The organism is Marinomonas sp. G8-14, assembly GCF_055808935.1.
On sequence record NZ_CM147891.1, the window covers coordinates 2792350 to 2811898 of the forward strand.

Sequence of the window (19549 nt, forward strand, 5' to 3'; positions counted from 1 at the left end):
GTTTTGTGTCATTTTGCCACACTCTCGTTGCTTTTTTTAAATGACAGCCCATTGATGTCGAAGAGCGGCTTATTTTCCTTGGCGATCGGCCAACGGTGTCGAGAAGGTATATTCCATATCCCAAGGAAAGCGAATCCAAGTATCTTGGCTAACTTCGGTAATAAAAGTATCCACTAATGGCTTACCGGCAGGCTTGGCATAAATGGTCGCGAAATGGGCTTTAGGCAGCATTTCACGCACCTTCGCAGCCGTTCGCCCCGTATCAACAAGATCGTCGACCAGAATAAAACCTTCGCCGTCACCTTCTACACCTTTCAATACATTTAGCTCACCTTGTTTCATGGCAGCATCACCCTTTTCATCGGCACCATAGCTGACAATACAAATGGTATCGATTAAACGAATGTCCATTTCACGGCACAAGATAGCCGCTGGCACCAAACCACCACGGGTAATCGCAATAATACCCTTCCAAGGACCTTGCTCTAGCAACCGCCAAGATAACGCACGAGCATTTCTATGTAATTCTTCCCAAGACACTGGAAAATCTTTTGAATAAGGGGTCATCTTCAAAGCTCCTACGCTTTTATCGTTCGTTCTATCTACTAGTTTTATCTGCTATATAAGGTGACGCACAAGTCACCAAACACGCAGACATTAGGTGGAATAGGCCAGATTAGGATTTTAGCGGTAGAGGCAGCCCTGCCGCAACAAAAGTTACCCGATCGGTCAGTTTAGCCAGTGCTTGGTTCATGGCACCTGCCTCATCGCCAAAACGCCTAGCTAGAGCATTCATCGGCATAATCCCCAAACCCACTTCACTGGAAACCAACACTAAATCGCCCTCAAAGCGTTCAACCGCTTGTAACAGTGCACACTTTTCGCTTTCTAATCGAGCGTCGTCTTCCAAACATAATAAATTCGTCAACCACAAGGTAAAACATTCGACAATGACCGCCTGTTCAGGCGCATTAAGAGAATCCAATACACTGGCAAGCGCCAACGGCTCTTCTATTAACTGCCACTCTTTGGGACGATTGTCTTTATGTTGGCGAACCCGGCTCGCCATCTCATCATCCCATACCTGCGACGTCGCCACATAACACACAGGCTTTGCGCAAGCCGCTATCTGCTCTTGCGCAAACGCACTTTTACCGCTTCTCACCCCACCGAGAACAAGATGTTTCATGCAAGTTCCCCCCTTGAATAGCTCTGCGTCTGGTCTCCTGCGGTTTTTAATAGGCGTATCAAGGCACGATTTAACGCGTCCATTTCATCCAACGCAGGCAATGCCACACGAATCCAACCGTCCCCTAAACGCGTATGAACGCCCACCTGATGCAACATGGTAAAAACGTGCTCTGCATATGACTGACTATCAAGAAACCAAGTCGTAAATAAGGCATTCCGTACACTGTCTTGTGAGTCAAAGATGGTATTCAATTTTGGCATAACTCGCTCAACAAACGCCGCTTGTCGTACGGCCAAGTTCTGCAACGCGTAAGATTGCCAAGCAGTATCCGCCAACGCCAAGCTCACCAAATGCAAACTGGGTGTCGCTACAGGCCAAGGTCCCAGCAAATTGTTCAATGCGACTTGCCATTTTGACGCGCAAAAAACAAACCCCACTCTTGCACCCGCCAAACCAAAAAACTTCCCAACAGAACGCATAACAAACAGAGATTCACTCAAATCGGATTCTTGGAGCTTCAATACACTCCATTCAGGCGTCGCATCAATAAAAGCTTCGTCCACCACCAAACTGGCGCCTTGTTGCTCTGCATGAGCGATCAACTGAGACAAGATGCTGGCTGACGCAAGCTCACCCGTCGGATTGTTCGGCTGAATCACCACAGCCACCGCCCAATGCTGCGTCAGTAATTGCTCTAACGCGTCGTAATAAACAATGTCGTAGCCCCATTTCTGCCAAGCAAAAGCATGCTCTTGATAACCAATACGCGGCACAAACACCGTTTGACTGGTTAAACATCCGGACTCCCGCAATAACGGAGGCAAAGATTCAATAATGTGCTGAGATCCAGCCCCTATGGCATTAGGACGACGAGCAAAGTAGCGCTCTGCTTGCTCTAATAACTCAGTTTGATCTGGCAAAGCCATCCATAAAGCCGTAGACACCTCAGGAACCGGCCAAGGTTCTCGGTTACAGGCAGAAGACAAATCCAACCAGTTTAACGCGTCGTTGCCCACTTTACGTTGCCAATAAGCCAAATCACCACCATGTTTGGGGGCGGCAAGCTCAAGATTCACCGGCTTTTTATTCAGATCAAAAGGCATATCACCAATCCCCATAAATACACACTTTTATCCACTAACCAAATGGCTTCTTTTAAATGTTTAGGCCTAGGCATTTCACCCTCTCCTAAAATCGGCCTCGTCTCTATTTTGCCAAAATACGGTGCCTCACCACCCAATTGAACCCCTATCGCACCAGCACCAGCGGCCATAACAGGACCCGCATTGGGGCTTTTCCAACGAGCCGAAGGACGACGAGCACTGCGAATAGCTGCCCGCCAATGGCCACAAGCGGCGTAAGTGTAAACCACTAATCGCGCGGGCAGATAATTCAGCACATCGTCAAATCGTGCGGCAAACCAGCCAAAATGCAACAAAGACTCGGTTTTATAGCCCCACATAGCGTCTAGCGTATTGGCCAAACGATATAACAAAGCTCCTGGTGCTCCCAAGAGTACAAACCAAAAAATCGGCGCAAAAACCGCATCACTGCCATTTTCCAATACCGACTCAATACCGGCCTTCGCGACGGCAGACTCATCCAAATTTTGAGTATCCCGACTGACGATATAACTGACAGCAAGACGTGCTTCATTGAGCTTTTCAGCCGCCTCTTCAGTCGTCATTTCAGACGATAGCGACACAGCCGACAAGGGCTGGTAAATCGCCAACGCGTGCTCCCGCAAACTCTGCCAACCAATCGCAAAATACAATATAAGAATAGACAGAATCACATCCAGCAGATTAGGCAGTAGCCAAAACAATACCGATAAGATCAATAACCAAGGCAATACGGCGATCAGCCAAGCCAGCACACCCACCATACGTTGACGAGCCGAGGAGGCATCTAAAGGCAGCTGAGTATGCTTGCGACACAAATCCACCCAACGGCCAAACCAGATCAGCGGATGCCAACTTTTCGGTTCACCTAGCCAGCGATCTAACACCAATGCCGCCAACACCATAAAGCTGTTCGCCGCTAAAAAGTCAAAAATTGAAGTCATCATGAATATAGGTCGTTTTTCACATAATGGGACAATGAGGTAGAATTCTATCACCTTATTGATTTAAAGCGTGATGACTCTGAATGCCAGCCTTTAGTTTAATGGTCCAAGGGACCACATCCGATGCCGGAAAAAGCACCCTAGTAACGGCTTTATGCCGCTTATTTGCCCGTCGAGGCATTCAAGTCGCCCCCTTTAAACCGCAAAACATGGCATTGAACAGCGCCGTGACCCAAGATGGCAATGAAATAGGTCGTGCCCAAGCCGTACAGGCTTATGCCGCGGGGCTCGAACCCCACGTCGACATGAACCCCATCTTGCTAAAACCCAATACCGATGTCGGTGCTCAAGTCATCATCCAAGGCAAAGCGGTGGGCAACATGGATGCCGTTGGCTACCACGAATACAAAAGCATCGCTAAAGTGGCTGCGCTGGATTCTTATTACCGTCTTGCCGATCAATATCAGGCGGTGCTTATTGAAGGAGCCGGCAGTCCTGCTGAGATCAACCTACGTGCTCGTGACATTGCCAACATGGGCTTTGCTGAAAGCATCGATTGTCCGGTTATTATTATTGCCGACATCGACAAAGGCGGCGTCTTTGCGCATCTGGTTGGCACCTTGGAACTGCTCAGCCCTAGCGAACAAGATCGCGTTATTGGCTTTGTCATCAATCGCTTCCGAGGCGATATCAGTTTATTGCAGTCTGGATTAGATTGGCTTGAACAACGTACAGGCAAGCCCGTCCTTGGTGTATTGCCTTATTTAAAAGGCTTCCATCTAGAATCCGAAGACGCGGTCGCCCACAGCCCCGTCAAAACGGACGCCAATACCAAACTGAACGTGGTTATTCCCGTCATGCCTCGCACCAGTAATCACACAGACTGGGATGCGCTGCGCCTCCATCCTAATGTGCAAGTCACCCTTGTCAAAGCAAACCAAGCCATACCGCCAGCCGACCTTGTCATCTTGCCAGGCAGCAAAAGTGTACAGAGTGATTTAGCGTTTTTACGTCAGGAAGGTTGGGAAAAGTATTTAAATACACACCTAAGATATGGCGGTAAAGTCATGGGCATTTGCGGGGGCTTTCAGATGCTAGGGGAAAGCTTACTCGACCCCTATGGCTTAGAAAACCAACACGCCAACACCCAAGCCAAAGGCTTTGGTTATATCCCCATGACCACGGTGTTAGAAAAAGAAAAACAACTCAAGCAACGCCAAGGCTATCTGCAAATCGAGACACAACAAGCCCAATTCACGGGCTACGAAATCCACTCCGGCGTATCAAGCTTTTCAACTAACACAAGCATCCGCCACTTTGCTAACTTAGAGAATGGAGAAAATAGCGAAAATGACGAAAAAGAAGGCTACATATCAGAAGATGGTAAGATTATAGGCACCTATTTACACGGTATATTCGACCATCCAGACGCCCTACAAGCTCTACTTCACTGGGCTGGCGTCGACCAAGCCGCCGCATTCGACTACGACCAATACCGCGATGCCGAAATCAACCGCCTCGCCGACAGCGCCGAACAACACATCAACATCGACGCGCTTATCGAACAGTGCAAAGCGTTTCAAAAAGCCACATGAGGGCTATTTAGGAAATTAAAGCAGTTGGTCTTTTGTCGTTAAAACGATACAGTCTAAATAAGAAACAATATTTTTAAATATCCAAAAATCTAGGTCTTGATTAAGTCCTCATACAAGGAAACAGGGAATGGAAGAAAAAGCACAACAGCCAGTACAGGAAGACTTTACTCTTACCCCCTTACTCCTGAGTTTAACGAAGATAATCATGGCTCATATATCAAACGAATCAATTCTGCTTTAAAAGAGGCAAAAATTAGAAATATTGCGTTATCTGGTACCTATGGCGTCGGTAAAAGCAGTATTCTTCAAAAAGTAGCTGAAGAGCATAAAGATGACGTTGTTGGGATTTCTTTATCCACATTAGCACCAGCAGACTCTCACGAAGTTGACGAAAGCATCCCTAAGCAAGCATCTACAACCACAAACAGAATCCAACAAGAAATCGTTAAGCAGTTGCTTTACCGTATCGAGTCACACAACGCGCCGCGCTCTCGCTTTAACCGGATCGAAAGCTTCAACTGCAAACGTGAACATAGTATCGCAGCGCTTTCAGGTATTGTTTTTACACTCCTCTTTCTTCTAATGGAATGGACTGAGAAAATTATTTCAATTCATGAAAGCATTGCTGCATTAGGAGCTTGGATACATGTAATTGTATTCTTTTTATTAGCATCCTGTACTTTCATGGCACGCTACCTTTTTCAAGGTCGAGTCAATATTAGCCAGCTATCGACAGGCAATGCTGCCATTTCATTGGATGAAAAATCGGTATCGTATTTCGACCAATACTTAGATGAGATCGTTTATTTTTTTGAAGTATCAAAGAAAAATATCGTTATTTTTGAAGATATCGATAGATTTGAAGATTCATATATATTTGAGACTCTTCGCTCCCTAAACACACTTCTCAATAACGCCCCACAATTCGAAAGCAAGCCCATTCGTTTCATCTATGCCATCAAAGACAGCATATTCGACCCAAGCGCACAGAACTCACTAAACAAAAAAACAGAAGAAGTAACCATTACCCCTGAAGAAGCTGAAATTCAACGAGCCAACAGAACCAAGTTCTTTGACCTTATTATTCCAGTGGTTCCTTTTATTACTCACAGAAGCGCAAGAGACCTCGTTATACAAGTTTTAGGTAAAACGGATCAGGAAAAAATAGGTGATGAGTTGATCAATCTGGCCGCTCGCTATGTTCCAGATATGCGTTTACTAAAAAATATATACAATGAATTCATTATTTTTCGTGAAAAAATATTCACAGATAACGACAAAAAACTCAATTTAAATGAAAGCGAACTCTTTGCCATGATGCTTTATAAAAGTACTCATCTATCTGATTTCGAATTAATTCGATTAGGAAAAAGTAAGCTAGATGAAATTTATTATTTAAGCAGGGAGTTCGTTAACGAAAATACAAATGAAATTAACAAGGAAATCAGAACAAGCATCCTAAACCTCACTAAGTTAAGTAAACATGGTATAGAAAAACGCTGTGTAGATTTTGGCAAACGACTCATTGCTCATATTGAACGTACCTCTAGAGCAGTTAATTGTCACATTGACAATGGTGTTTTTTCATTTGCCAGCAAACAATATGGATTAATAGAACTCAAAGGCATAGAGTTTTGGAACGAGTTCATATCAAATCCAGACGAACAAAAACTATCATGGAGTCAAAGGTAGCATAGCAATAAACTTACATTCCAACGATCAGATTTAGAAGACGTTTTAGAGGATAGCTTTAACCCTGATAATTGGCAGGAAGTAGACAGTAAGAAACTGAAAACTGATATTAGTCAGAAAAAAACTAAACTAGAGTTTCTTCGAAGCGCAACGATTAAAGACCTAATAAACGAGTCAAAGCTAACGCTTGATTACAATCAATCAAGACAGACATTCGATTCTATTACACGTGAAATACTATCTGATGGGCTTGCCTACCAGCTCATAACATCAGGTTATCTAAACCGTAACTTCACCTTGTATACCTCAACATTTCATGGAAAGGCTATCAGCGCTAACGCTCAGAATTTTATCATCCATAATGTTGAGCCCAACATAATGGATGAACAACTAATACTTGAAGAAAGAGATATAAAATCTATTATCAGTGAATGTGGTGACCAAGCACTTAGCGAACCTTGTCTTTACAACATTTCTATTCTGAATTATCTGTTAGAGTTTGACCATATTAAAGCAGGCATAATGATTCAGTCACTCATACAGTTTGGGGAAGACGAAATACGTTTTTTACAAGCTTATCTAAGTGGTGAAAATAAACACACTGAATTGATCAAAAAAATCACATTGGAGACAGTAGAAGTCCTTGAATTCCTAATCAATCAAGTGGAGCTAAATAATGAACTACGTCTTTCCCTCATTAGTACTGCACTAGAACACTTAAATTCAGAACTAGAATACAGCATAGAAGACTCGGTATCAAAATACCTACAAGAGCATTATTTTGAACTGAATATCTTATTGTCTTCGAAAGAAAGAAATCAGGCAGAAAATATTGCCAAGCTATACTCTAATGCTTCAATTCGCGTAGCGAAATTGAAGCCCCTATCTGAACAAATACGTAACGCATTTATTGCAAAAGACCTGTATGAAATCAATGTTGAAAACCTAAAGATAGTATTAGGTAATGAAACAGATTTAGCGTTAGATGTAGCATTAGAAAAAGACCAAAAAGTCTATTACTATTTATTACGTAATTTAGAAAGATACTTGAATGCTGTGGACAATAATTTCAACACAGTCACATCAAATGAGTATTTAATAAAAATAATCGATGATGTTTCGGAATCAGAAAATCACGAAAAATTAGGGAAAATAATCAGAAATTCATCACCCGATTGCATTATTCAGAGTCTAGATGTCGTTAGAATGGAGGCTTGGATATTCTTAGCCAGCTGTCAACGCTTTACTGCAACATTCAATAATATCAGCAGCTACATATCTATCAATCATGGTATTGATGAGTATCTTGAAAGGATTCTTATACAAAACGATGCCATCGTCGAACATGAATCAGCCACCCAAGAAGAAAAAGAAAAACTGACTATCAACATTCTAAATGCTAATAACCTCTCAGCCGAGCACAAAGTTCAGCTTGTTAACAGTTTGAATTTAGACAACTATATCGAGTCAAGTACTGTTCCTAAAGAAATGCTCCCACTGCTGTTAGAAAGTGATCTTGTCGAGGATTGTGAGGATACTTATGAACATCTTTTAGAAGAAGATTGGTCAACTCGTGAACACTATATTGAAGCCTCAAACAAATTTCATGAATACATCACGCCAGAGCTTTTACAGGGTGATTTAGAAGCATTTCTTGCAAGCACTAAGATCACTATAGAAAAAAAGATGTCTATCGTAGAACAAGCCATAGCATATACAGAAGACTGCGATAAAGGTGGACTTGTCGAATTGGCTCAATTTGCGATTAACCAAGATAAAACACTGCCGATTGATGTCATCGAGAAAATGGCCAGCCATGGTATTGAAGACCAAAGTATTATTAAGCTATTACATCCTCAAATAAAGTTGGTACCAATATCTCAGTTAATCAATATTTTGACATTAATGAAGGCTGATTATCCTAAGTTAACTGCCGCTAATGGAAAAACAGCAAAAGTGCCGAATAACGAAGAAAACAAGGCTTTCCTTCAAATCTTAAAAAATCATGAACTTGTTAGCTCTTTCCCACCAACTTCAGATCCTATTCTTAAGGTATATATGAAAGGAAAGAGTAAAAATTGATTGTAATAAAATAGCTCGAATTAACCATTTAGCGCTTTTAGCGCATACTCTGGATCAGCCTCGACGATTTTAAGTAAAGCTCGTGCTGGTCCAGTTGGATGACGACCTTATTCCCAGTTTTCTAAAGTACGTTTACTGAAACCAAACTAGTTGATAGACCTACCAAATCCCCGGAAATACAGTTTCTACTATGTTGGGAGATAATTTTGGTTCTACTGGCTGTTTTGGATCGGCTTTAAGCAAGCCTTCATCTCGCATTTGATTGATAACAGGTCTTAAGGTTTGCTCGCTCTTCCCAAAATGACTACTAATTTGCGAGCGAAATAGTGGCCCACGGTCGACAAGAAGCTTGTAAATGTCTCTTGCTTCGATTTTAAGTAGGGTTTTTTTGCCATTTATATCGGCTATCGCTCCTTTCGAGCGAAACTCAAAATAGATGTCCATTCTGGTTTTTAATGCTGTTGGCTCAAGCAGGTCATTAAAAAATCTCACCTGATCCAATGCCGTATCGATAAAGTACTTGGTAAAATAAATCAGCCCCCGTTTGGAAAGGATACCCTTTCCGTCAGATTCACCTTGCCTTGGCATATCTGCTTGCGCCAAGGCTTTATAATAAGCGTCGGTGTCTCTTGCAAATCCCCTTGCTAAAGACCAAAGGCCATATCCATCGTATCCTAAACAACGCATATAGGTATCAGTGACCAATCTTGTTGTACGACCGTTACCATCAATAAAAGGATGAACCCAAGCCAACCTATGATGTAATGCTGCAGCGGCACATAAACGATTAGTACCAAAGATTCGAGTTGGATTGTACATTTGTTCAATCCAACGCATATAACGACTGATCTCTTCTGGCATAGGCGGCTCGTGTTTGCCCACTAATACCATTTTATCTCGGTAACTACCTGGAACAATCAGAATAGGCTTGCCCGTTTCATCCTCTGCTGGGGCGCCACGTTGATTCTTGACAATAAGAGCCTCTTCTGGAAAACCAGCATAAAATTCTTGATGGATATTTTTTATAAATTCCTGACAAACCACTTGCTCTGGCGATACATTGCTTCGAGACAGCTTCATTTGAACTTCAAGATGAGATAACAACTCCTGAATATCTTTCGAGTTGTTCATGTTGCTATCAGCATCAACAGACTGAGTTTTCAGTAGATCTTTAGGATGCGTTGGATTGCCTTCAATCTTGTTACTGTAATAACTGTTTACTAGACGTAGAAGCCACTCCAAGGACGACCGAAGGGAGTCAGGAATCGATTGATTCAGCTCTGCATCGGCTTTGATAAGCTCTATTATTTTATCTTGATACTCACCAAGATCATTCGATTCTAAGAAGGGTGTCATTGATATCATCATCGCTTCCTTATTAGGCTACAAGCCACATAATTCATGGCATGAATGAGATAACTATAACATTTTATAGCGTTATAAATATCGCTATTTTAAAGGTCATTTTTCAACCTATCAGCCTTAATTTAAATTTCAAACAATCTTCAAAAAAATAAATGACCTATAAAAAATAATGAAACCTTTACAACATGGAGGTTTTTAACAATGTTCATCCATGCAGCGCTTTCAGCGCATACTCTGGATCCGCATCGACGATTTTAAGCAAAGCGCGAGCTGGTCCCGTTGGATGACGGCGACCTTGTTCCCAGTTTTCTAAAGTACGTTTACTGACACCAAGCAGGTTAGCAAAACGGCTTTGACTTAAACCCGTTTTGGTACGAATTGCCTTCACTTCTGGGTCTGCAAATTCTGTGGTACGTGCCGCTGAGACTTGGCCTTTTATAATGTTGTCAGCTTGCTGTACGCTTTCCAGCAATTCATTGAACATGTCGTCATTCATTGTGACCACCTTTCTACTATTTGTCTTAGCGCCTTGGTTTGCGCATCGCTTAAATTCTCTTGAGTGCTTTTGGAAAAAATATACATCATGTAAAGCTGCTCATTCTCAGTCATCCAGTAATAGATGATTCGTACGCCACCACTTTTCCCACGACCATCCACAGACCAGCGAATCTTCCTTAAACCACCACTGTTTTTAATCAACACACCAAGATCTGGCTTTATAACCAAGGCTTCCTGCAATTCCTTGTATTCATCGTCGCCCATTATTTCATTAATAAGTTTGGTGAAAATGGGTGTTTCAACAATTACCATGACATCTCCAAATTATACGCCAATGGCGTAATTTGTCGATTAATAATTGAGCAGCAATAAATAGAAGCAAAAGACGCTAAAGAATAGTTTTTGAACATATAAGAATTCCTTTTCCTATAAAGTTTGACACCACAACAATGACGCTCCATTGCACTATCGTCAATAAAAAAGAAGCTAGATATCGTATCGAAAAAAATCCCCATGCTGTTTTCACAACATAGGGATTCTTGAACCATAAAACAGCTGAGGTTAAAAGCGAACGTATAGACAGGCTTCAATCACGTCTTTCAGTTGTTGTGTAATCAATGGCTGCTTCTGTTCATCCAGTTGATATTCTGACTGTTTTGCCAGTTCGTCATTAATGTAAGTCGCTTGAGAAAGTTCGAGCTGAATAGCATGAATCCCCTCATTTGGTTGGCCGAAATGGCGCGTGATATAGCCGCCTTTAAAACGCCCATTGAGCACTTGCGTATAATTTGGTCGCAGTATTTGGGTGACGACGTTGGCTAAGGCTTCATGACACGCCTTACCTTCGTTGGTACCCCAGTTGAAGTCTGGCAGTGTACCATCAAATAACATAGGCACTTCGGCGGCGATGCTGTGGGCGTCAAACAGAATAGCGTAGCCAAATTTGGCTTTTAAACGCGCCAGTTCTTGCTCAATGGTGCCGTGATAGGGTTTCCAAATGTGTTCTTTGCAAACAGCTTTATGTTCATCTGTTGGCGCTTTACCTTCGACAAAAACTGGGCTGTCTTCGAATAAAATATCAGGGAACAGCCCCGTGGTTTTGGTTACATAAAGCGGTTTATCATCATATGGACGGTTAAGATCGATCACATAGCGAGAATAATTTGCCTTGATACAGCCCACACCCAATGATTCTAAAAACTCATAAAGCTCAGGAATAAACCAATCGGTATCAGGCAATTTTTTAGCTTGATCTGTCAATCCAGCTTGCACATCGGCAGTCAGATTCAGCCCTGAATGCGGCATGCTCACCAATAAAGGCGAATCCCCTTGCACAAAGTCAAAGGCTGGTACGGTTAATGAAGCGTGTGTTGTCATGATACTTGCTCCCCTTGGCTATTTTTACCGTCAGATTGTTTGCCTTCGTAGACTCTGGTTTTCACTAGATCACCGCCTAGCCAGTAGCTCAATTCGCCAGGGCTTTCTATATCCCAACAAACAAAATCCGCGACTTTTCCGACCTCTAAACTACCATGAGAATCCGCCATTCCCAATGCTTTTGCCGCATGAATTGTCGCGCCAGCAAGGGCTTCTTCAGGCGTCAGCGTAAACAAGGTACATGCCATGTTCATCATTAGACGAAGTGATAACGCAGGAGAGGTGCCTGGGTTCGCATCCGTGGCAATCGCCATGGGCACACTATATTGACGTAACAAAGAAATCGGTGGACGCTGTGTCTCTTTTAGGGTGAAAAACGCCCCTGGCAACAACACGGCAACCGTTCCCGATTCGGCCATGGCTTTTACGTCTGATTCTTCAATAAATTCGATATGATCCGCCGACAACGCCTTGAACGACGAGGCCATAGCGGTACCACCTAAGGAAGACAACTGCTCAGCATGGATTTTCACTGGTAAGCCTAATGACTCAGCGGTTTTAAAATAACGCGCCACTTGTTCAGTACTAAAGGCGATGCCTTCACAAAAAGCGTCTACCGCATCAGCCATACCAAGTTGGGCGACTTTCGGCAATACCTTCTCACAGAGGTAATCAATATAAGCGTCTTTGTCCTCGTACTCTGGCGGCATCGCGTGCGCCGCCAAACAAGTTCGTTTAATGGTCACAGGCCATTCATCGCCCAGCTTTCCAGCGACGCGTAACATTTTCAGTTCTGAATCGAGGGACAAACCATAACCCGATTTAATCTCTAACGTAGTCACGCCATCCGCCATTAAGCTTTTTAAACGACGTAATGCACTGGCAACCAACTCAGCCTCACTCGCGTCGCGGGTGGCTCTCACAGACGATGCAATGCCACCACCCTGCTTAGCAATGTCTTGATAGCTCACGCCATTTAAGCGTTGTTCAAACTCCCCAGCTCGATTACCACCAAACACTAGGTGCGTATGGCAATCGATTAAACCGGGCGTAATCCAACCGCCACCCAAATCATACTCCTGTTGCGTCTGGTATGCGGGTAAATCGTGCGCTTTGCCGATCCAAACAATACGTCCACCACGAACACCAATGGCGGCGTTTTCAATGACGCTATATTGGCCACCTTTCATGGTCGCTACATTGGCGCCGCGCCATAAGCTGTCTAACTTCATTGGAGTATCGTTTGTCATCACCTTTCCTTTTCTTAAACCGCTAAACTTAGTTCTTTATAAACTAGGCAATAGCCCTTCAGGCATCGTTTCGTTATGCACCGCTTCTAGCAGCAACTCATTGGCTTTTTCGATATCTGTCGCGAAATAACGGTCTTTATCATAAAACGGCACACGAGCACGCAAAGTGGCACGGGCATTTTCTAATCGTTTACTAGATTTCAATGGTGCACGGAAGTCCAAGCCTTGTACCGCAGACAAAATTTCAACCGCCAAAATACCGCGGGTATTTTCCGCCATATCTTTCAAACGACGCGCTGCGAAGGTCGCCATGGAAACATGATCTTCTTGGTTAGCCGAAGTTGGTAAGCTGTCTACTGATGCTGGATGTGCGTAGGTTTTGTTCTCGCTCGCCAAGGCTGCGGCCGTTACTTGCGCAATCATAAAACCAGAGTTGACACCGCCGTTGTCCACTAAAAAGGGGGGTAATTTACTTAAATTGCTATCGATCAACAAGGCCATACGACGCTCAGACAAACTGCCGATTTCAGCAATCGCTAAGGCTAAATTATCCGCCGCCATAGCCACCGGTTCAGCATGGAAGTTACCGCCGGAAATGATGTCTCCTTCTTCCGCAAACACCAATGGGTTGTCCGATACCGAGTTGGCTTCCACACACAAGACTTTCGCCGTGCTGCGGATTTGCTCAAGACATGCACCCATCACCTGTGGCTGACAACGTAATGAATACGGATCTTGAACTTTTTCACAGCCTTGGTGAGAGTCGCCCAACTCAGACGTTTCGCCTAAAAGATGACGATAAGCCGCTGCCGTATCAATTTGTGTTTGATGACCACGCACTTCATGAATGCGCGCATCAAATGGACTTCGGCTACCAAGCGCCGCTTCTACCGACAAGGAACCACACACAATGGCAGAAGCAAATAAATCCTCCGCTTCAAACAAGCCTTCTAGAGCAAACGCCGTCGATGCTTGCGTACCATTAAGTAGAGCCAAACCTTCTTTTGGTGCCAAGGTAATTGGCTCCAATCCAGCGATAGACAAAGCCGCACGACCAGAAATCACTTCGCCACGGTAACGGGCTTTGCCTTCACCCAGCAACACCGTACTCATGTGTGCCAATGGCGCTAAATCGCCAGATGCGCCAACAGAGCCTTTTTTCGGAATACAGGGATACACTTCTTTGTTGATCAAAGTAAGCAGCGCTTGAATCACTTCCAGACGAATACCCGAGAAACCACGCGCAAGGCTGTTTACCTTCAGCGCCATGATCAGTTTGACGGTTTTGTCTTCCATCAACTGACCAATACCCGCCGCGTGCGACAAGACAATACTACGCTGCAACTCTTCCAAATCTTCTGGCGCAATGCGCGTATTGGCTAATAAACCAAAGCCTGTGTTGATACCATACACAGTACGGTTTTGGGCAATCACATCGTTGACCACTTGGGTGCTGGCGTGAATCGCAGGGAAAGCGCTCTCGTCTAACGTCAATTTAACGTGACGACGACTGATTTGGCGCAATTCATTCAGCGTCAATTGACCGGGCTTTATGGTTAATTCAAACATAGTGCTCTCCAATCTTGATGTCATATTTTGCCATCAAATAATTTTTATAATATTGTTTTACACCCTTGTGAGGCGTCTTCTATAACCAGTACGCAACACTTAAAACAAATCCTATTTAAGTGTTGCGTCATATATTAAGATCTTGTAACTGTCTATTACTTTCCGGTAATCATAGGCAGATTTAATCCCTGCTCTTTCGCGCAATCGATAGCAATCTCATAACCTGCGTCCGCATGACGCATCACGCCAGTCGCTGGATCATTATGAAGAACACGAGCAATACGCGCTGCCGCATCATCACTACCATCACACACAATCACCATGCCGGAATGCTGAGAGAAGCCCATGCCCACGCCACCGCCGTGGTGTAAAGACACCCAAGTCGCGCCAGAAGCTGTGTTCAACAAGGCGTTCAATAATGGCCAATCCGATACTGCATCAGAACCATCTTGCATGCCTTCCGTTTCGCGGTTCGGGCTAGATACCGACCCCGAATCCAAATGATCACGACCAATAACGATTGGCGCCGACAATTCACCGCTACGAACCATTTCATTAAAGGCTAAGCCTAGTTTGGCACGCTGACCAAGACCCACCCAACAAATACGCGCTGGCAAACCTTGGAACTGAATACGTTCACGGGCCATGTCTAACCAACGATGTAGATGCTCATCATCAGGAATCAACTCTTTTACTTTGGCATCGGTTTTATAAATATCATCCGGATCACCAGACAAAGCGGCCCAACGGAAAGGACCGATACCACGGCAGAACAACGGACGAATATAAGCCGGCACAAAACCTGGGAAGTCAAAAGCGTTTTCGACACCTTCTTCCATCGCCATTTGACGAATGTTGTTACCGTAGTCAAACGTAGGAATGCCCATTTTTTGGAAATCCAACATGGCTTGAACATGTTTCGCCATGGATTTTTTCGCAGCAGTTACGATTTCTTTTGGCTGAGTTTGTGCTTTCTCACGATACTCTTCCCAGCTCATGCCTAATGGCAAGTAGCCATTTAATGGATCGTGAGCCGATGTTTGGTCTGTCACCATATCTGGGCGAATACCACGTTTTACCATTTCAGGTAGAATTTCTGCGGCGTTACCACAAAGCGCGATAGAAACGGCCTTGCCTTCTGCGGTGTATTTCTTAATGCGAGCCATGGCATCGTCTAAGTCAGTCGCTTGCTCATCCACATAACGAGTACGCAAACGGAAATCGATGCGGCTTTGCTGACATTCGATATTCAACGAACACGCACCAGCCAAGGTGGCTGCTAGAGGCTGTGCGCCCCCCATGCCACCAAGTCCCGCCGTTAATACCCAACGACCTGCCAAGTTACCATCGTAATGCTGACGACCCGCTTCAACGAAGGTTTCGTAAGTGCCTTGCACAATGCCTTGGCTACCAATATAGATCCAAGAACCCGCTGTCATTTGGCCGTACATCGCCAAGCCTTTGGCATCAAGCTCGTTAAAGTGTTCCCAGTTCGCCCAATGTGGTACTAGGTTTGAGTTAGCGATTAGTACACGCGGTGCATTGCTGTGGGTTTTGAACACGCCCACTGGCTTGCCAGATTGCACCAATAAAGTTTCGTCTTCTTCTAATTCTTTTAGGGATTCAACGATTTTGTCATAACATTCCCAGTCACGCGCTGCACGACCGATACCACCGTAAACCACTAATTCTTCTGGGTTTTCCGCTACATCAGGATCGAGATTATTCATCAGCATACGCATGGGCGCTTCCGTGAACCAAGATTTGGCGGTAAGAGTCGTTCCTGTGGCGGCTTTTACCACACCGGCGCGGTAGCGTTTCTGAGCGAGTGTTTGCTTAGTCATTTTTTCACCTATTAAGAGTGTCTTTTTATTCTGATTTAAAGAAATATCCAATAAACATGTATATACAACTAAATCAAAGATAAAATCTAATTTTTATAGATGCAAGGCATTTTTAAAAAAATTCCAATAAATATTGACTACAAAGACGTAAAGCCCAGATCCAAGCACAAAAAAACCTGTATAAACAAGCACTAGCCTAAAGAGCCTTGCAAAGATAAAAAAACCAACTTGTATATACATTATATTTTCTATTACACTCGAAATACCCATCTTGATTAGGAAATGACTTGTGACTAGCCAATACTCAACTCATTGCGATAGCACTCAATACTATTTTGCACAACGCGCTTTGCTCTCTTCTGGCTGGGCGAAAGATGTGCTTTTCTCTGTTAAAAATGGTCATTTTCACTCTTTTGAAGCAGACAGTTCACCAACAACAGACTGCTATGTATTATCTGGCCCCGTCTTACCAACACTTGCCAACGTGCACTCTCATGCCTTTCAACGAGTGATGGCTGGGGCGGCTGAAGTCAGTTTGAACCCAAATGATAGTTTTTGGAGTTGGCGCGATCTGATGTACAAAATCGTACAAAAACTCACGCCAGACGATGCACACATCATCGCCAAACAACTTTATATCGACATGCTAAAAGCCGGTTACACACAAGTGGGGGAATTTCACTACTTGCATCACGATGTGGGCGGCAAACAGTATGCTCAGCTTGGCGAGATGTCGAATCAGATCATCGCTGCTGCGAACGAGTCTGGACTGGGCTTAACGTTGCTACCTGTGCTGTATTCTCATTCTGGTTTTGGCGGACAGGCACCGAACACCGGACAAGCACGCTTTATCAATAACACAGAGTCGTATTTGGCCTTGCACCAAGCCTGCGATAAGTCGTTAGCCAATCACACTCTGCATAACTTGGGGATTTGTTTTCACTCTCTGCGTGCCGTGACCAAACCACAAATTGAAACCGTGCTGTCGGCGTTGAAACAAGACGTTCCGATACACATCCATATCGCCGAGCAACAAAAGGAAGTACAAGACAGCTTAGCCTTCAGCGGCCAACGCCCTGTGGAATGGCTGCACAATGAAATCGGTTTAAATGAGCGCTGGTGTTTGGTTCACGCCACCCATTTAACAGACGCTGAACGCCACGCAATTGCCTCCAGCCAAGCCGTTGCAGGATTATGCCCCACCACCGAAGCCAATCTTGGCGATGGTATTTTTCCAGGCGTTGCCTTCGAACAAGACAACGGCCGCTGGGGCATAGGTTCAGATAGCCATGTGAGCTTATCGATTGTCGAAGAATTACGCACGTATGAATACGGGCAGCGCCTTCGAGATCAGCAACGCAACCGCCTGTACCGTGCAGACCAAACCAGCGTGGGTGACAACCTTTACCAACAAGCCTTATTAGGTGGAAATCAAGCCTGCGGCGTGTCATTGGGATTAAGCCAAGGTAACCGAGCTGATTTTATGGTGCTTGACGAGTCTCATCCTTTCATCGCCGCCAGCGAAGCCAAAGACCTACTCAACCGTTGGCTATTTGCCACCAATGAAAACCTAGTGAAAAACGTTTTTGTCGCAGGTAAACACACCATAAAAGACTTCCACCACCAGCAAGAAGAAAGCAGCCGTTTGGCCTTTACTCAAGTCATTAAAAAGGCCATGTACCATGCCTAACTTCATCATTATCGAGCAATCACAATACCAACGAATGCCGTGGAAAAACGGTCTTGGCGAAACCCTAGAGATTCAACGTCATGACGATGAAAGCGGCCTGCGTTTTCGCATTAGTCAGGCAGCGGTTGTGGAAGATGGCATATTTTCCGACTTCAGCGGCTTACATCGCACTCTAGTCTTGCTGTCTGGTGAAGGCATGACACTTGAACACAAAAGTGAGACAGGTTGTCAAATAAACAAACTGGACAGCCCCTTAGATATCGCAAGATTTTCAGGTGGAGATACAACTTACGCCACATTGAAAAATGGCAAGATTGAAGACCTGAATATTATGGTGCGAGAAAGAGATACCCAAGCCAAGGTTGAAGCATGTGCCGCCCCCTGCTCGCTCCTGCTGTCAAATAGCGATACCTTGTTCAGTGGTTTCTACGCCTGTGAAGAGGCCGTACTGGATATAAATGGTGATGATGCGGTCACCATCAAGACTCACAGCATGGTGATCTTCTCGCAAAACGCCAAGGCAACATTAACCCAAGGCCGTGGCGTTTTGGTGGGTATAACTAAGCTAGACTAACGCCCAAAATGCCCAAAGAGTTGAAAGCGCGAGCCAGGGTGAAGTAAACGCGCGGCAGTGACGATGTCATCACCCGCCCAAGTGCGACGTTTGATTTGCAAACACGGCTCTGACGCTTGTATACGCAAACGCTCGCACTCTATCGGATTAGGCAATATCGCTTCTACCAAATGCTCGCCCTCTGTCATGGGGGCGACGCTCATTAAATATTCATAGGAGGTATGCAGAGAAAAATCTTGCTTGTCGTAGTCAGGGGCAAGATTGGCATTCACTATGCGTTCTTCTATTTGAATCGGTAAGCCGTTTTCAAAGTGCAACACCACAGAACGAAAAATTCCATGGTTAGTACGAACCCCCAGTGTCATGGCTTCTTCTACCGTGGCTTTCGCGGACTCTAATACCAATAACTCTGAGCGGTGTTTATGGCCTCGAGCGGCCACTTCTTCTGCAATGTTATGCACCTCAAATAGTGCCGAATGGGCTTTTTTCTCCGCCACAAAAGTCCCTAAGCCCTGATGGCGCACCAAAAAACCTTCTGCGGTGAGTTCGCGCAAAGCACGATTCACCGTCATACGACTGACGCCCAATGCTTTCACCACTTCAGACTCAGACGGTATCCGCTGATTAACTTGCCACTGGCCTGAAGTGATTTTCAATGAAATCGCCTGTTTTAATTTAGCGTAAATGGGCTGTGGGGCATCCGGTAAATCATCAAACAAATTGACTAGGTTAGGGCTGGTTATTTCAGACACTGAG

17 protein-coding genes are annotated in these 19549 nt (G+C 44.5%); 5 read left to right on the plus strand and 12 right to left on the minus strand.

What is annotated here, in order from left to right; genetic code table 11:
* Nucleotides 1-69: 69 nt before the first annotated feature.
* The 4 genes from gpt to cbiB all read right to left on the minus strand — a co-directional run bounded on the left by gpt (nucleotide 70) and on the right by cbiB (nucleotide 3260).
* Entirely contained in the window at nucleotides 70-567 is a 498-nt protein-coding gene (gene gpt / locus AC0L6V_RS14355) for a xanthine phosphoribosyltransferase (RefSeq protein ID WP_111608092.1), read from the minus strand.
* A 109-nt stretch (nucleotides 568-676) separates the two neighbouring features.
* The gene (gene cobU, locus AC0L6V_RS14360) at nucleotides 677-1189 is read right to left on the minus strand and encodes a bifunctional adenosylcobinamide kinase/adenosylcobinamide-phosphate guanylyltransferase (RefSeq protein ID WP_409418698.1); all 513 of its coding nucleotides are present in this window, start codon (nucleotides 1187-1189) and stop codon (nucleotides 677-679) included.
* Complete coding sequence (locus tag AC0L6V_RS14365; protein ID WP_265217873.1) at nucleotides 1186-2310, minus strand: aminotransferase class I/II-fold pyridoxal phosphate-dependent enzyme; 1125 nt, start codon at nucleotides 2308-2310, stop codon at nucleotides 1186-1188. Before AC0L6V_RS14365 ends, cobU begins: the two co-directional genes overlap by 4 nt.
* On the minus strand, nucleotides 2280-3260 hold the full coding sequence (cbiB, locus tag AC0L6V_RS14370) for an adenosylcobinamide-phosphate synthase CbiB (RefSeq protein ID WP_265217874.1): 981 nt from the start codon (nucleotides 3258-3260) through the stop codon (nucleotides 2280-2282). Before cbiB ends, AC0L6V_RS14365 begins: the two co-directional genes overlap by 31 nt.
* An 80-nt stretch (nucleotides 3261-3340) precedes the next feature.
* On the opposite strand from cbiB, the gene AC0L6V_RS14375 reads away from it, so the two are divergent.
* From AC0L6V_RS14375 to AC0L6V_RS14385, 3 genes are all read left to right on the plus strand, one after another.
* A complete protein-coding gene (locus AC0L6V_RS14375) occupies nucleotides 3341-4852 on the plus strand; it encodes a cobyric acid synthase (protein WP_409418699.1) in 1512 nt (503 codons plus the stop codon).
* Between the two features lie 96 nt (nucleotides 4853-4948).
* A complete protein-coding gene (locus AC0L6V_RS14380; protein ID WP_265217875.1) occupies nucleotides 4949-6544 on the plus strand; it encodes a YobI family P-loop NTPase in 1596 nt (531 codons plus the stop codon).
* Between the two features lie 378 nt (nucleotides 6545-6922).
* Entirely contained in the window at nucleotides 6923-8626 is a 1704-nt protein-coding gene (locus AC0L6V_RS14385) for a hypothetical protein (RefSeq protein ID WP_265217876.1), read from the plus strand.
* Nucleotides 8627-8785: 159 nt separating this feature from the next.
* Here the strand turns inward: AC0L6V_RS14385 and AC0L6V_RS14390 are convergent, their stop codons facing one another.
* From AC0L6V_RS14390 to hutU, 7 genes are all read right to left on the minus strand, one after another.
* Nucleotides 8786-9991, minus strand: a complete 1206-nt coding sequence (locus AC0L6V_RS14390; RefSeq protein WP_409418701.1) for a Fic family protein — start codon at nucleotides 9989-9991, stop codon at nucleotides 8786-8788.
* A 205-nt stretch (nucleotides 9992-10196) separates the two neighbouring features.
* Complete coding sequence (nadS, locus tag AC0L6V_RS14395) at nucleotides 10197-10487, minus strand: NadS family protein (protein WP_265217878.1); 291 nt, start codon at nucleotides 10485-10487, stop codon at nucleotides 10197-10199.
* Nucleotides 10484-10801, minus strand: coding sequence for a type II toxin-antitoxin system RelE/ParE family toxin (locus tag AC0L6V_RS14400; protein ID WP_265217879.1), 318 nt, complete (start codon nucleotides 10799-10801; stop codon nucleotides 10484-10486). The genes nadS and AC0L6V_RS14400 overlap by 4 nt, the downstream gene beginning before the upstream one ends.
* A 249-nt stretch (nucleotides 10802-11050) precedes the next feature.
* Nucleotides 11051-11866 carry an N-formylglutamate deformylase gene (gene hutG / locus AC0L6V_RS14405; protein WP_265217880.1) on the minus strand — a complete coding sequence of 272 codons (816 nt, stop codon included), beginning with the start codon at nucleotides 11864-11866 and terminating at the stop codon, nucleotides 11051-11053.
* A complete protein-coding gene (gene hutI, locus AC0L6V_RS14410) occupies nucleotides 11863-13116 on the minus strand; it encodes an imidazolonepropionase (RefSeq protein WP_265217881.1) in 1254 nt (417 codons plus the stop codon). Before hutI ends, hutG begins: the two co-directional genes overlap by 4 nt.
* 36 nt (nucleotides 13117-13152) lie before the next feature.
* Nucleotides 13153-14685 carry a histidine ammonia-lyase gene (gene hutH, locus AC0L6V_RS14415; protein WP_265217882.1) on the minus strand — a complete coding sequence of 511 codons (1533 nt, stop codon included), beginning with the start codon at nucleotides 14683-14685 and terminating at the stop codon, nucleotides 13153-13155.
* Between the two features lie 155 nt (nucleotides 14686-14840).
* Nucleotides 14841-16529, minus strand: a complete 1689-nt coding sequence (hutU, locus tag AC0L6V_RS14420; RefSeq protein ID WP_265217883.1) for a urocanate hydratase — start codon at nucleotides 16527-16529, stop codon at nucleotides 14841-14843.
* 289 nt (nucleotides 16530-16818) lie between these two features.
* Here hutU and AC0L6V_RS14425 point away from each other — a divergent pair, with 289 nt between their 5' ends.
* Both AC0L6V_RS14425 and AC0L6V_RS14430 read left to right on the plus strand, forming a co-directional pair.
* Nucleotides 16819-18219 carry a formimidoylglutamate deiminase gene (locus tag AC0L6V_RS14425; RefSeq protein ID WP_409418702.1) on the plus strand — a complete coding sequence of 467 codons (1401 nt, stop codon included), beginning with the start codon at nucleotides 16819-16821 and terminating at the stop codon, nucleotides 18217-18219.
* Nucleotides 18212-18793 carry a HutD/Ves family protein gene (locus tag AC0L6V_RS14430; protein WP_265217886.1) on the plus strand — a complete coding sequence of 194 codons (582 nt, stop codon included), beginning with the start codon at nucleotides 18212-18214 and terminating at the stop codon, nucleotides 18791-18793. Before AC0L6V_RS14425 ends, AC0L6V_RS14430 begins: the two co-directional genes overlap by 8 nt.
* Here AC0L6V_RS14430 and hutC read toward each other — a convergent pair.
* Nucleotides 18790-19545: a histidine utilization repressor gene (hutC, locus tag AC0L6V_RS14435; RefSeq protein WP_409418703.1), complete on the minus strand. Its 756-nt coding sequence runs from the start codon at nucleotides 19543-19545 to the stop codon at nucleotides 18790-18792. The genes AC0L6V_RS14430 and hutC overlap by 4 nt on opposite strands.
* Nucleotides 19546-19549 lie beyond the last annotated feature (4 nt).

Bases quoted from the DNA above. Each gene is read 5' to 3' on its own strand.
- gpt (WP_111608092.1), bottom strand. From the start codon at position 567: ATGACCCCTTATTCAAAAGATTTTCCAGTGTCTTGGGAAGAATTACAT.
- cobU (WP_409418698.1), bottom strand. From the start codon at position 1,189: ATGAAACATCTTGTTCTCGGTGGGGTGAGAAGCGGTAAAAGTGCGTTT.
- AC0L6V_RS14365 (WP_265217873.1), bottom strand. From the start codon at position 2,310: ATGGGGATTGGTGATATGCCTTTTGATCTGAATAAAAAGCCGGTGAAT.
- cbiB (WP_265217874.1), bottom strand. From the start codon at position 3,260: ATGATGACTTCAATTTTTGACTTTTTAGCGGCGAACAGCTTTATGGTG.
- AC0L6V_RS14375 (WP_409418699.1), top strand. From the start codon at position 3,341: ATGCCAGCCTTTAGTTTAATGGTCCAAGGGACCACATCCGATGCCGGA.
- AC0L6V_RS14385 (WP_265217876.1), top strand. From the start codon at position 6,923: ATGGATGAACAACTAATACTTGAAGAAAGAGATATAAAATCTATTATC.
- AC0L6V_RS14390 (WP_409418701.1), bottom strand. From the start codon at position 9,991: ATGATATCAATGACACCCTTCTTAGAATCGAATGATCTTGGTGAGTAT.
- nadS (WP_265217878.1), bottom strand. From the start codon at position 10,487: ATGAATGACGACATGTTCAATGAATTGCTGGAAAGCGTACAGCAAGCT.
- AC0L6V_RS14400 (WP_265217879.1), bottom strand. From the start codon at position 10,801: ATGGTAATTGTTGAAACACCCATTTTCACCAAACTTATTAATGAAATA.
- hutG (WP_265217880.1), bottom strand. From the start codon at position 11,866: ATGACAACACACGCTTCATTAACCGTACCAGCCTTTGACTTTGTGCAA.
- hutI (WP_265217881.1), bottom strand. From the start codon at position 13,116: ATGACAAACGATACTCCAATGAAGTTAGACAGCTTATGGCGCGGCGCC.
- hutH (WP_265217882.1), bottom strand. From the start codon at position 14,685: ATGTTTGAATTAACCATAAAGCCCGGTCAATTGACGCTGAATGAATTG.
- hutU (WP_265217883.1), bottom strand. From the start codon at position 16,529: ATGACTAAGCAAACACTCGCTCAGAAACGCTACCGCGCCGGTGTGGTA.
- AC0L6V_RS14430 (WP_265217886.1), top strand. From the start codon at position 18,212: ATGCCTAACTTCATCATTATCGAGCAATCACAATACCAACGAATGCCG.